12 protein-coding genes are annotated in these 13,650 nt (G+C 50.7%); 9 read left to right on the top strand and 3 right to left on the bottom strand.

Features of this window, described 5'->3' with window-relative positions:
- Positions 1-707: 707 nt before the first annotated feature.
- A complete protein-coding gene (gene acs, locus PSH78_RS06835; protein WP_305499326.1) occupies positions 708-2,663 on the bottom strand; it encodes an acetate--CoA ligase in 1,956 nt (651 codons plus the stop codon).
- Positions 2,664-3,108: 445 nt separating this feature from the next.
- Between acs and PSH78_RS06830 the strand changes: the two genes are divergently transcribed.
- On the top strand, positions 3,109-3,372 hold the full coding sequence (locus tag PSH78_RS06830) for a DUF2790 domain-containing protein (RefSeq protein WP_305499325.1): 264 nt from the start codon (positions 3,109-3,111) through the stop codon (positions 3,370-3,372).
- A 258-nt stretch (positions 3,373-3,630) separates the two neighbouring features.
- On the opposite strand, the gene PSH78_RS06825 is transcribed toward PSH78_RS06830, so the two are convergent.
- Positions 3,631-3,825 carry a hypothetical protein gene (locus tag PSH78_RS06825; RefSeq protein ID WP_305499324.1) on the bottom strand — a complete coding sequence of 65 codons (195 nt, stop codon included), beginning with the start codon at positions 3,823-3,825 and terminating at the stop codon, positions 3,631-3,633.
- Positions 3,826-3,860: 35 nt separating this feature from the next.
- Between PSH78_RS06825 and PSH78_RS06820 the strand changes: the two genes are divergently transcribed.
- From PSH78_RS06820 to PSH78_RS06805, 4 genes are all read left to right on the top strand, one after another.
- Positions 3,861-5,111, top strand: coding sequence for a ribonucleotide-diphosphate reductase subunit beta (locus PSH78_RS06820; RefSeq protein WP_305499322.1), 1,251 nt, complete (start codon positions 3,861-3,863; stop codon positions 5,109-5,111).
- A gap of 392 nt (positions 5,112-5,503) precedes the next feature.
- Positions 5,504-5,791, top strand: coding sequence for a hypothetical protein (locus tag PSH78_RS06815; protein WP_305499320.1), 288 nt, complete (start codon positions 5,504-5,506; stop codon positions 5,789-5,791).
- A 278-nt stretch (positions 5,792-6,069) separates the two neighbouring features.
- Positions 6,070-8,274: an ATP-binding protein gene (locus PSH78_RS06810; RefSeq protein WP_305499318.1), complete on the top strand. Its 2,205-nt coding sequence runs from the start codon at positions 6,070-6,072 to the stop codon at positions 8,272-8,274.
- Between the two features lies 1 nt (position 8,275).
- A complete protein-coding gene (locus PSH78_RS06805; RefSeq protein WP_305499317.1) occupies positions 8,276-9,679 on the top strand; it encodes a hypothetical protein in 1,404 nt (467 codons plus the stop codon).
- Between the two features lie 33 nt (positions 9,680-9,712).
- Here the strand turns inward: PSH78_RS06805 and PSH78_RS06800 are convergent, their stop codons facing one another.
- On the bottom strand, positions 9,713-10,597 hold the full coding sequence (locus PSH78_RS06800) for a DNA cytosine methyltransferase (protein WP_305501193.1): 885 nt from the start codon (positions 10,595-10,597) through the stop codon (positions 9,713-9,715).
- Positions 10,598-10,747: 150 nt separating this feature from the next.
- On the opposite strand from PSH78_RS06800, the gene PSH78_RS06795 reads away from it, so the two are divergent.
- The 4 genes from PSH78_RS06795 to PSH78_RS06780 all read left to right on the top strand — a co-directional run bounded on the left by PSH78_RS06795 (position 10,748) and on the right by PSH78_RS06780 (position 13,649).
- The gene (locus tag PSH78_RS06795) at positions 10,748-11,950 is read left to right on the top strand and encodes a restriction endonuclease (protein WP_305499316.1); all 1,203 of its coding nucleotides are present in this window, start codon (positions 10,748-10,750) and stop codon (positions 11,948-11,950) included.
- A gap of 6 nt (positions 11,951-11,956) precedes the next feature.
- On the top strand, positions 11,957-12,376 hold the full coding sequence (locus tag PSH78_RS06790; RefSeq protein WP_305499315.1) for a very short patch repair endonuclease: 420 nt from the start codon (positions 11,957-11,959) through the stop codon (positions 12,374-12,376).
- Positions 12,377-12,762: 386 nt separating this feature from the next.
- The gene (locus PSH78_RS06785; RefSeq protein ID WP_305499314.1) at positions 12,763-13,272 is read left to right on the top strand and encodes a Bro-N domain-containing protein; all 510 of its coding nucleotides are present in this window, start codon (positions 12,763-12,765) and stop codon (positions 13,270-13,272) included.
- Positions 13,273-13,457: 185 nt separating this feature from the next.
- On the top strand, positions 13,458-13,649 hold the full coding sequence (locus tag PSH78_RS06780) for a DNA-binding protein (RefSeq protein ID WP_305499312.1): 192 nt from the start codon (positions 13,458-13,460) through the stop codon (positions 13,647-13,649).
- Position 13,650: the final 1 nt, after the last annotated feature.

The following is a 13,650-nucleotide window of genomic DNA, read 5'->3' as shown; positions in this document are numbered from 1 at the left end:
GCTCGCGATTTATCAACGCGAGCCACGACGAGCGAGTGATCGGCATTCTAACGACAGGCCCGAAGCCGATATTTCTTCAATGCGACAACTAATTACAGAAGCATTGAGAAAGCTGTTCGAGCACATTGACAGCCCCGCAAATTCATGCAAGAGCAAAAGACAGGGAACCGATCCATGCTGCAAATAGCGGGCCCATTATTCGCAAACCCTTCTAATCCGGCAAGCACAGCGTGTCGGCTTGTTTTTCCATCGGTCCGAAACGGCCCTGAAACGGGGCTCTGCGTTTCACTTCGCCCCGTCGTGGCGCCCGAGGTTACACATTTCGAAACACCGGTAACGTTCAGACGCCTCCTACATTGAAGCCCGATATTTATTCAACCCCCCTTGTGGCAGACCCACTATCCATCCAAACACCGCCCCCGTGGCGAGGGAGCTTGCTCCCGCTGGGCTGCGCAGCGGCCCCAAAACCAGACACAAGAGTCATTCGACCCCCGAACCTGTGGCGAGGGGATTCATCCCCGTTGGGCTGCGCAGCAGCCCTAAAACCAGCCAGCTCGATGTGCCAGACAGATTGGGCTGACTGCCTTGGGGCTGCTGCGCAGCCCAGCGGGGATAAATCCCCTCGCCACAAAAGTGAGCGCCACATGCCTATAAAAAAAGCCCCACCCGGCAAACGCCTGGCGGGGCTTTGTGTGTTGCAGTGAGCGTCAGGCGACGTTCATGGTCTTGTGCGTCTCGATCAGGTGCGCCACCACACCCGGGTCGGCCAGGGTGGAGATATCACCCAAGCCGTCGTATTCCGCCGTGGCGATCTTGCGCAGGATGCGGCGCATGATCTTGCCCGAACGGGTTTTCGGCAGCCCCGGCGCCCACTGGATCACGTCCGGCGAAGCAATCGGGCCGATCTCCTTGCGCACCCAGTTCTTCAATTCCAGGCGCAGGGCTTCGCTGGTTTCTTCGCCGGCATTCAAGGTGACGTAGACATAGATGCCCTGCCCCTTGATGTCGTGCGGCACGCCCACCACCGCCGCCTCGGCGACTTTCGGGTGGGCAACCATGGCGCTTTCGATCTCGGCGGTGCCCATGCGGTGACCGGAGACGTTGAGCACGTCATCTACCCGACCGGTGATCCAGTAGTAGCCGTCCTCGTCGCGACGAGCGCCGTCACCCGTGAAGTACATGCCGCTGAAAGTCTTGAAGTAAGTGTCGACAAAACGGTCATGGTCGCCGTACAGCGTACGTGCCTGGCCCGGCCACGAATCGAGGATCACCAGGTTGCCTTCGGCGGCGCCTTCGATCAGGTTGCCAAGGTTGTCCACCAGCGCCGGCACTACACCAAAGAACGGACGCGTGGCCGAACCCGGCTTCAACGCCGTGGCGCCTGGCAGCGGGCTGATCAATACGCCGCCGGTCTCGGTCTGCCACCAGGTGTCGACGATCGGGCAACGCTCCTTGCCGACATTCTTGTAGTACCAGTCCCAGGCTTCCGGGTTGATCGGCTCGCCCACCGAACCCAGCAGGCGCAGGCTGCTGCCATCGGCGCCTTCGACAGCGGCGGTGCCCGAGGCCATCATCGCGCGGATCGCGGTCGGCGCGGTGTAGAGAATATTGACCTTGTGCTTGTCGATCACCTTGGCCACCCGGGTGACGTCCGGGTAGTTCGGCACGCCTTCGAACAGCAGCGTGGTCGCGCCATTGGCCAACGGGCCGTAGACGATATAGCTGTGGCCAGTGACCCAGCCCACGTCGGCGGTGCACCAGTAGATGTCACCGGGCTTGTAGTCGAATACGCGTTCGTGGGTCAGCGCCGCGTACAGCAAATAACCGGCGGTGGTGTGCTGCACGCCTTTGGGCTTACCGGTGGAACCGGAGGTGTAGAGGATGAACAGCGCTTCCTCGGCGCCCATCTCTTTCGGCGCGCAAACAGTGCCAGCCACTTTCATCAGGTCTTCGTACCAGATGTCACGGTGCTGGTTCCACTTGATGTTGCCCGACGTGCGCTTGCACACAATGACTTTCTGGATGCTGCTGGTTTCCGGGTTGGTCAGCGCGTCATCGACGTTGGCCTTGAGCGGGATCTTCTTGCCGGCACGGATGCCTTCGTCGGCGGTGATCACCACTTTGGATTTACAGTCGATGATCCGGCCGGCCAGGGCTTCCGGCGAGAAGCCGCCGAACACCACCGAATGGATCGCGCCGATCCGGGTGCAGGCCAGCATGGCGACCACGGCCTCGGGAATCATCGGCATGTAGATCGTCACCACGTCGCCGCGGTGCACGTCCTGGCCGCGCAGGGCGTTGGCGAACTTGCAGACTTCTTCATGCAGTTCGCGATAAGTGATATTGCGGCTCTCGGACGGGTCATCGCCCTCCCAGATGATCGCAACCTGATCGCCGCGCTCTTCCAGATGACGGTCGAGGCAGTTGTAGGAAACGTTCAAGGTGCCATCGGCGAACCACTTGATGTCGACATGGTGGTCGTCGAAGGAGGTCTGTTTCACCGTGGTGAAAGGCTTGATCCAGTCGAGGCGCTTGGCCTGCTCGCGCCAGAAGCCATCGGGGTTGACGACCGACTGCTGGTACATGGCCTTATAGGTCGCCTCGTCAGTCAGCGTATTGGCCGCAACCTCGGGACGAACGGGATACACAGAAGCCGCACTCATCTTTCTTACCTCGGTGACAATAGTTGTTTTTGTATGGTTCCGTTGTAGCTTGGGGCGGGCCTATAGAACCATTCGACGATGGTAGTAACAAGTCCCTACAAAATGTCGGTACTAACCCGCAAATCCACCTGAAGATATTTTCATGTGGGAGATATCTGTGGGAGCGAGCCTGCTCGCGAAGGCGCCAGTTCGGCCGACATCAAATCAATGGATTTGTTAACAGGCCCGAAGGCCGATTATTACCAGATCAACCAACAGTGTTTATCAAAACCAAGTCTGTTTACCCCTCCCCTCGCCTCCTAAAATCAACCCCGCCAACCGGCAAACCCGATTGACGCAACACAGCCCCCACGAAGGCCGTTGATCCAACTTCCAACACTTGCTCCACACGCAGCCCCAAAAAGGCTGCGTGACCCCACTCGACCTCAAGAAAGGTGAAATACAGATGAAAGCTTTATGGGTTCTGGTCCTTGGCAGCCTTTGCGCCACCGCCATGGCGGATGAGGCCCCGACCGATGTCGCACAGCAGAAACCGGCGATCGAGGAGTACACCTACTCCACCCACCTGGACATCGCCAAAGTCATTTCCATGAGCACTATTCCGAACGTCTGCGAAGTGGTCCCGGCAAAAATGGAATATGAAGATTCCAAGGGCCAGCGCCACATCATGCGCTACAGCGTGATGGGCACCGGCTGCTCCAACGGCTGATCACAACCGGCAGTTTCCATGGCCCGATTTCGATCGGGCCTGGTTGTGTCTGGAGCCACCAAAAACCGCCAGCAAACACAACATGTAGTGCAAAACGGCAAAAATCGATCACTTTCCGATCAAAAAAGCCCGCCATCCGATCCCTTCAAAAAAAATCTTCAACGGCCAAAGCCTTGTAAACCCTCGCTCCCATGCGGGTATGCCCCCCGCGACCTCTTCTGTGAGCTATTTCGCCGCACCACGTAGGCAAAAAAGTCCTTATAATGCCGCCTTAAACGGGCCTGCAATATCCCCTACAGGGATCAAAGCCAACCTGAAGCCTGCGTAACGGCCGACCATGCCGATGCGTGCAAGCCGCTTCAGCACAACCCGTACATTTTTCTGTTTATTGCCTGCGTCAGCTGCTGCAACAAACGACTTTCCAAGATCCACCGCGGCCAGTAGGCCTTTCAATGGGCATCTGGCCCTCACGCAGGAGACGACACGTCATGCTGAGCTGGGACGAATTCGACAAAGAAGACGACGGCGAAGTCGCGGTAAAAGGCGCCAACGCCGGCCACGCTTCTGAAGCCAACATGGACCGCCTCGACAGCGCCGGCGGTGCCGCCGCGCTCGAAGCCCGCGCCGTGACGGCCAGCGACTCGGCCGCGATCATTCGCGCCAAGGCCGCCCTCGACAAACTCGATGTCGCCGAAGGCCTCGCCGAACTCGAAGGCGCCTCCGCCCGTGTCGCCGTCGATGAAAAGCGCATGATCAACTGCCGCGCCGACCTCAACCAGCTCGTGCCATTCAAATACGACTGGGCCTGGCAGAAGTACCTGGACGGCTGCGCAAACCACTGGATGCCGCAAGAAGTCAACATGACCGCCGACATCGCCCTCTGGAAAAACCCGGAAGGCCTGACCGACGACGAACGCCGCATCGTCATGCGCAACCTGGGCTTCTTCTCCACCGCCGACTCCCTGGTTGCCAACAACCTGGTCCTGGCCGTGTACCGCTTGATCACCAACCCGGAGTGCCGCCAGTACATCCTGCGCCAGGCCTTCGAAGAGGCGATCCACACCCACGCCTACCAGTACTGCATCGAATCGCTGGCCATGGATGAAGGCGAAATCTTCAACATGTACCACGAGATCCCGTCGGTCGCGAAAAAAGCCGCCTGGGGCCTGAAATACACCCGTTCGATCTCCGATCCGAAGTTCGAAACCGGCACCCCGGAAACCGACAAAGAGTTGCTGCGCAACCTGATCGCGTATTACTGCGTCCTGGAAGGCATCTTCTTCTACTGCGGCTTCACCCAGATCCTCTCCATGGGCCGCCGCAACAAAATGACCGGCGTCGCCGAGCAGTTCCAGTACATCCTGCGCGACGAATCCATGCACCTGAACTTCGGCATCGACGTGATCAACCAGATCAAGATCGAAAACCCACACCTGTGGGACGCCGAAATGAAGGAAGAAGCAACCCAGATGATCCTGCAAGGGACCCAACTGGAAATCGAATACGCCCGCGACACCATGCCTCGCGGCGTACTGGGCATGAACGCGGCGATGATGGAGGACTACCTCAAGTTCATCGCCAACCGTCGCCTGTCGCAGATTGGCCTGAAGGAAGAGTATCCAGGGACGACCAACCCGTTCCCTTGGATGAGCGAGATCATGGACTTGAAGAAAGAGAAGAATTTCTTTGAGACTCGAGTGATTGAGTATCAGACGGGTGGGGCTTTGAGCTGGGATTGATACCCGCCAAATTGAAACTAACATTGTCGGCATTCCGGATCAAAAAAGCCCTGTTTTTCAGGGCTTTTTTTTGAAAATAATCTGCAAATTCACAGATATAAATTATGGACAAAAGACGCCGGGGACTAATTAATAATCAAATTAAACTGATATACGCTTTAAAAAAAGGCAGGTCTGAGAAATGGTGCCTCAACCTATGGAGTCGTTTCATCAAGGCTAGAGATCAGTATCAATGCCTCATATGCTCCTCAAAGGAGCGCATACAAGCGCACCATATATTTCGTAGATCGTTATATCCATTCGGATGGTTCCAGCCTGGGAACGGAATAACGCTATGCCTCCAATGCCATGATCGCCAACACGCAAAATTTAATCGCTCACCAGATCTAAACATGCCCGTCGACGCCCAGGGTGGAGATGATTTGAATGACGCATTTTATTACCTTGACTGCCTAGCAAAAGATGCAAGCATCCAAAACCTGAATCATGATGAATTTTATTACATAGAAGAGCACATGCTTAGATTTTTTATGCGCCTACAAGGATGTGAGCATATGACTAAATTCTTACACAATGAAAACTATACGAAGCTAGAAATAGCCCTTGAAATTTGGCGCACATCACCGCCGAATATGATTCAAGCACTCATCAGAGCCAACATTCCGAAGTGGGCCCTGTAAGCAATAGGCGCAACCCACAGGCCTAACCTCAAAATTATGCAGATGAACTCAATAAATGGTGACATGGCAACGATATCGGCTAGTGACGTAGCGCAACGCCTCGGAAAACCCGAGTAGGCGGCCTTGCAGAGCTTGTTACCTCTCTACGTCGCCCCTTATCGCTACATTTTTTTGATTTTTGATGGCAAAGTGATCTCTGAATCATAGGCAGCCACAATTTTTTCTAATATATTTATCCAGTAGCGACACGATGAAATCTTAATTAAAGAGGGAGCATTATGCAAAAGGCAATTGCATCATTCAGACCTAAAGCAAGAATAATGGAACTCTTAGGTGAACAACTGATAAAAAATCATACCCTTGCATTATTTGAGATAGTGAAAAATGCATATGATGCAGATGCAAGTGAAGTAGAGCTTGAACTAACCAATATTGATGAAGACAATGGCGAAATAACCATCATCGACAACGGATACGGAATGAGCTTTAAAACCGTAACCGAAGTATGGATGGAGCCTGCAAACGGGCATAAGTTAGAAACCAGAAACAAAGGTGAACGGACTGCAAAAGGCAGACTTCAGGTTGGCGAGAAAGGGGTTGGTCGATTTGCGGTACACCGCCTTGGCACTAAAATATTGATGGTCACCAAATCCAAAGACACACCCGAAGTTATTGTAGATATAGACTGGGCTGAATTCGCAAAGTCTGAGTATTTAGATGAAGCCAAAGTACATATTCAAGAACGCGACTCCGAGATCTTTAAATTCGGGGCGACTGGCACATATATCAAAATCTCCAACCTCAAACAGAAATGGCGTAGAGGAGAAATCAGGAAGCTTTATAGATCAGTAAAATCTATGACCCCAGCCACCCTAACATACAAAAACGAAGAGCACGCGGAGAAGCAGTCAGACTACAAGGACCGTTTTGAGGTTTCATTTAAAATAACTCCTGAAAAAAAATGGCTAGATGATCTTTTCGACCCCGAGCTTGCTGAGAGCCAGAGTTTATTTAGCTTCAATTTCGAGCTTTCAAACGAAGGATTTTATTATAACTACAATTTCACACCTTACCCTGCGATAAAAGCTGACTATAACGGGCTCATATTTGATCGCAATACAGAGCTTTCATCCGAAAACTTTGAATTTTTTCGATTCAAGTTTCCAGAGGATGGGGAAAGTTGGCGAGAACGAAAAAAACGACCACAACGGCCTGACCTCTACCACCTCACTAATCCGGATAATCATGGCTTAGGAATTGGTACACTTAGAGGAAAAATCATCGGCTTTGACTTTGACAAAGATATTTTAAGATATATAAAAGATGAAAAAGGAGGACTTGAAGAATATGTAAAACAGCAAGGAGGCATTAAAGTCTATCGAGACGGCCTTCGAGTGTATAACTATGGGGAACCAGGAGATGATTGGTTAGGACTTGATCACCGACGTATTCAAGGACCTACTAGAAAATTTGGCAGCAAACAAATAATTGGAGAAATTCATCTTGAGCTGGAGGGAAGTCCAGACTTAAAGGAAAAAACAAACAGAGAAGGTTTCGTTGAGAACGATGCATATAACGAACTTGTATATGCAATGCTTTGCATAATTTCTCAGTTCGAGGCAGAAAGAAACAAAGATAAACGATTGCTTAAAGATGCGCTAAGCACCACTCCAGGCCCAACCACAGGAACAATGCACAAAAAAGGCATTGAAGAATTATTAAACGATTTAGAACAGTCGGTTCTAAAAAACAAGGAACTTGACATTCAAATAGGCGAAATCGTTCGAGGAGTTGGAAAAAGTTATCGCGAGACACGAGATGTAATGTTATCAGCTGCCGGAGCGGGATTAGGTTTAGTTACAGTTTTTCATGAGTTAGAAAGAGGTGTAAAAGGGCTAAACGCAAGCATTATAGAACGCGCGCCTATCGAACAACTGCAAAAAATGTCAAACGAACTAGTGTCTATATTGCAAGGCGCTATGTATATGGTCAGCAACAAAAAAATGGAAGAAATCAAGGCTTCCGACTTGGTGAGATATGCATTGCTCACGCAACAAAGAAGGTTCAGTAGGCATAAGATAACATTTCTGGACGGTTTCAAAAACCGGCCGGACCTAGATTTTACGATCAAGGGAATGAGACGAATGCTGACCTCTGCATTAGTCAATGTCATTGATAACGCAATCTACTGGCTAGATGAAATCGAAACCGAACGTTTTATTTGGATCGCGCCCACGGCCGAAATGGAATCACCTGCAATAATAATTGCGGATAACGGGCCTGGCTTTCTGGATGATGCGGCAGATCTTATTCAGCCTTTCCATACGAGAAAGCCCGCCGGCATGGGTATAGGGTTATATTATACCGATATGGTTATGAAAGCCCATGCGGGGAGACTTGCGTTTCCTGAGAGAAACTTTATTGAAGCTCCGGCGGCCCTAACAGGTGCACATATCGGACTAGTGTTCAAGAGGGAGCATTGAGATGTCAACTATCGGACACGCATTAGTAATTGACGACAAATATGACGATGGAATGTTGATTTGTACTATTTTGATTAAAAATCTCACTCCATGCTATTTCTTTCAATTCGACGAAAAAACCCTTGCCGACCGTATAGCGCAAAATCCACCTAAGTTAAATAGCATCCGAGTTATTTTTCAAGATTTGGCATTAATATCAGCCGGAGAGCCAGGAAAAAATGATTATGAAGCTGCAACTACGACTATTGAATCTATAGTTTCTGAAAATAACGGTCCGTGGCTTTTAGTAACTTGGTCCACGTGGGCTGGGGCAGAAAGCGGCTTTGAAACAAAAAAAGCTGACGAACTTTTTAACCATTTAAGAGAAAATCTAAAGCCAACCCAAGCGCCATACGCCTATGTTTCATTAGACACAAAACCACAATTCACATCGCATGGAACTCACAGCGAAGTAGAACGATATGACTTAATTGAACCTGCTAAAATAAATGAGCTTACCGACCATATCCTTGCGAAATCCAACTCGTTTCCGGCCACAAAATCTCTACTATCTTGGGAAGTAGAGGTGTTTAGAGCTATATCCGAAACCATTTCAGAAATCACTAGCTTCATTAAGCCTGGTACTTTTTTCGACGCTGATCTGGGCAGTATTTTATACGAAATGGCACTGGCTGAGATAGGAAAGAACGTTGCTCCTGAAAACATGAAAAAAGGAATTAAAGAAGTACTCTCTTCAATTCTTCGCGACAAAATATCTGCAACAATGGAAGGTCTGGAAAAATTTAACACGATAGATATAGATCGACATGTTCGGCTAGAGAACTGGAAGGCTAAAACTAATAGAATCATTCACTTAGAGGAGCTTTCTATCGACTCACCACTTCCGCCTGGTAGTGTAATAAATATATCACAGCACTTTCACCTTCTACCTAGTGGTAATATTACTGAAGAAGAGTTTGGAAAATTTTTGCGCTGCAATTTCTTACAATTCTCCCGAACTGAAAACTTACAAAAAGCGATTGTCACCGAAGCTTGTACCCTTGTGGCACTAGACATCACTCCTCCATGTGATCACGCACAGAACAAGTCCCCTTGGAATAAATACTTAGTTGGTATAAAAATACCAAAAAACTATTCCGATTTTTGCAATGCCATTAGCGGAGGAGAGAGGCAAAACAAACTTATTGGTGAATACCTCATAAAACTCCCTGAGATGATAAGCAATGGAGGCGAGCACTACCATTTCATATTCAACTCGAAACTGACCTTCGCTCTAAACTCTTCATTCGCCAACGAAAAACTTGCACCTCTTATTTTAGGGCGCTTACGAGAGCAAATGCTTGCAGATATTAACAGCTGGCTTATTAGACAGACCACTAGACCTGGAATAGTGGAAATACGATGATATTCGGCCTCCTTCTGGAGGCCATTTTAATTATCAGGCAGCATTTTGGCATTGTTTAGTCAATTTTAATCCGCGTACAATAGCTTCCATGACCGGAGAGCAAACAGCATTTCCCATTAGCTTCACCTGTTCTCGCCTGGTAACGGGCGGAAAAATGTAGTTATCAGGAAAACCCATAGCCTTGCGCAGCTCATCAGGCTGAAGCATACGCATCATATGTCCGTCATCGGTCGGTTTAACATATGCGAATCTATCAACTGTCGTAATTGTTCTCAACGGGGATTCCATACGCTGCCAACCGCCTCCGCCATCCGTACCATAATAAACAATTAAGAACGGCATATTAGGCCCTAATTCAGCTATTGCACGATCAGCCCGAGCAAGTGTTTCCGTGGCTCGATTAGGTTTCCGCAATGGAGTCATTTTATATCTTCCACTGTCGTCCAAAATATCCCAAACGGTCGTACGTGGAGCACTTCCCGGAAAAATCTGACCGGGCATATCCATTAGATCCGCGATCATAAAAAGCCTACGTCTGCGTTGAGCAACACCGAACTCAGATGCATCTATGACTTGTTCACGCACATTATATTTTAACCTTACAAGTTCCTCCATTAACTCCCCATACCTCCCCCATGGTTTCATATGAACTACATTTTCCAAAGTAATCCAACGAGGTTTCATAACTTCTGCATATCTAATTACCTGAAAAGCGGTATCTCTGCTTTCCTCTGATCGAGGTTTACTCCCTCTCGCGCAAGTGTGATGGGTGCACTCAGGCGATGAAATCAGCAGGTCTATTGGTCCAGTTTTTTCCAAAACCTTCTCTGGGGTTAGAATTCGGAGGTCTTGTTGAAAAACATTTGCCTCTGGAAAATTCAGCCTGAAGGACTCTGCTGCCGGCCCCCATAAATCCACACCACCCACGATCTTGGCCCCCCCCCTCCCGAGCTCCGAGGCTGCTCCCCCCCGCCCCACAGAACATGTCAAACGTTCGAATCTGATCCATTTAGAAACCTTCAAATTTATCTTCTAGCCAGGTTACCAGGTTCCCGGCACCATTCAATCATGATGGCACGAGGACACCACAATGACCGACAACCTGGTTTATCTGTTGACGAGCTGTCAAGCTCAGATTTGAGGATTGACGCTCGCTACGCTGGGAGCCGAAATGGTAATTCCAGCGATGATCCCCTGACCAAACTGCTAAGCCTCAGCAACCAGGGCGGCTTCAGGATCAGAGGCAAACGCAATGATCCGCGCCTGATAGCACTTTTATCGAGCATGGAGGATTTTGACTGGCCCGATGAGCTGGACCTCTCCACGGGCGTGTTCACCTACTACGGTGACAACAAGAAACCCGGGCGTAAATTGGACGAAACCAACCGGTATGGCAACAACCTTTTGGAGCTGATTTTCGAGTGGCAGCATTCAGGATTACGTGCCTTGATCCCACCCATTCTTGTTTTCACCAAGGCGGGAATCTATCGAGATGTGATTTTCCGAGGTTTGGCAGTCCCCGGCCGGATAGGCAGCACTCACAACGACGATTTGGTCGCTGTGTGGCACGCAAGCAAAGGCCAGCGCTTTCAGAATTACAGAGCCACCTTCACCATCCTTGACGTGCCAGAGATACCGAGATCATGGCTGGAGGACGTCATCAATGGAGTTCGAGCGAGTGAAAGCGAGCACGCGCCAACCGAATGGCTGAAATGGGTCAGATCCGGGCAATACACACCACTGATTGCCAAACGCTCTCAACCCATCCGCTCGAAGAAAGATCAACTCCCCTCCGCGCGAGAAGACATCAAAATACTTGCCATTTTGCACAAGCATTTTGAGTCGGATCCTTATGCGTTCGAAGCCTGTGCTGCGCATCTGGTAAGGATATGCCTGCCTGACATCGTAGATCTGGATCTGACAAGACGTTATCGAGATGGTGGTAGGGACGGCATTGGCAAGCTCAGGATTGGGAGGGCAGAGACGTCTGTTCTCGTGGACTTTGCAATCGAGGCCAAGTGTTATGGAGCGAACAATTCGGTTGGCGTGCGAGAGGTTTCAAGATTGATCTCTCGCCTGCGCCATCGGCAATTCGGAGTAATCATTACGACCTCCTGGTTGCATGACCAAGCCTACAAGGAGATCGTGGAGGATGGTCATCCAGTGATGATTTTAGCGGGCCGAGACGTCGTTGAGCTTCTGCGGGAAACGGGATTACATGATAGTTCTGCTGTCCAGACATGGCTGGAGACGAGTTTTTCCGCTGAGTGAGTTTTGATGAGTGCAGATATAGTCACCCCCGAACACCGCTCCAGGATCATGGCAGCAATCAAGGGGAAAAATACCAAGCCCGAAATGATCGTGCGATCGGTGTGCCATGCAATGGGGCTTCGCTATCGTCTGCATCGGAAAGATCTTCCAGGGAAGCCCGACTTGGTCCTGCCCAAGCATCGATTGTGCATATTCGTTCACGGCTGTTTTTGGCACCGACATCCTGGATGCAAATACGCTTACACGCCAAAAAGCAGACCGGAATTTTGGCTGCCTAAATTGGCAAAAAACGTGGAACGAGATCTCAGTGCACAACAGGCACTGGAAACGCTCGGATGGCGCGTGGCGGTTATCTGGGAATGCCAGACAAAAAACAGAGAAATCCTCCGCACCGAAATCCTGAAGACACTCGATCGAAGCACCTAGCCCTGCGCGATTTGGACAGGATAATAATCAGATACTTTTCAAGGTTGACCATCCGGCAATCACCCCCTAGGCTTTCAGTTCGGCGCCTAAGAAACGCCTCAACCAGAGCGGCCCTCCGCACCCGACAGTCAGCGGCTTTTTTTCGCCTGCGGTTTTCTACGCCTGCGAAAATTCCCCGTTATGTCGGGAGTGGGCGAATACAAGACCCGAAAGGGGAATATGTCCGGCCCGTCTCTGGTGGGTTTCTTAGCTCCCGACACCCATAACGAATGCCCTAAGAAAGCAGCCAGAGGTAAAGGATATGCCTGTAAATCTGCCCTTCAAGATGAACGTAACCAGCCCTACCCGCTCGTCAGCTCATGCACAGCCGCTTCTGGAGGTCTGTCATGTCTGACCCACTGATACCTACTCAATTTATTCGACACAATATTCATCTGCATGCCCTCCTGGTTGAAAACCAGGCTTGGTTCAGCGCATCCGATTTGGGTCGTTTGATGGGCAAGCACCTAGATGAACGCATGACCCGCAAGCTTGATCCTGACCAGCGCAGGATGATGCTCACGCACATCCACGGCTTGACCGAAGAGCGTCTGATGCTGAGCGAGTCGGGCGTCTATGCGTTGCTGGTTTATCACTACTGTCCTGAGTATCGGTTGCTGCGTGAATGGATCACGCATCAGGTGGTGCCAACCCTGCGGGATGAGCGCTATTCACACAAGGTGGAGCGGCCGATGTTGAGTGTGCTGGATTGGCCGAAGATGTCGCTCTGCATGCTGCACTGGCAGGATGAGCCATGGATTCGCTTGCGGGATATGCCAGCGGTGTTGGTGGATGATCCGTTTAGCCAGCATGAGTCTTGGTGGCGGAAAGCCTCTCGGATTTTGCGAGGGTTTTGAGCGCTCAAGCAGAAGCCGTCGTCCGTGTTCGGGCGACGGTGTTTGTTTGGGGATGGGATTGGGGCGCAGCCCAGCGGGAGCAAGCTCCCTCGCCACGGGAGTTGAAGCGGCTACCAGGCAAGCTCCGTGATTTTGAGAGCAGTGCCAGTCCAGCTTGTTGGACAAGAGACCCAAGGAGACATGTAATGACGAAAAAAATAAGAACTAAGGCCTTCGAGTCGATTCACAGCTCGGCCGAAGCGCTGCTGAAAATCGGCGCTATCGACATGGCCACTATGCGGGAGTTTGACGAGGTCTGCATGGCTGAAGTACCTGCTGAAATCTCAGATTCAGAAGAATCGCCTGCCCTCAGAGCTGGTCCTCAAAACCATCAATAGA

The sequence above is a fragment of the Pseudomonas sp. FP198 genome (assembly GCF_030687895.1).
In the GTDB taxonomy this organism is placed as follows: domain Bacteria; phylum Pseudomonadota; class Gammaproteobacteria; order Pseudomonadales; family Pseudomonadaceae; genus Aquipseudomonas.
This window is presented reverse-complemented; position numbering and strand designations above follow the sequence as displayed.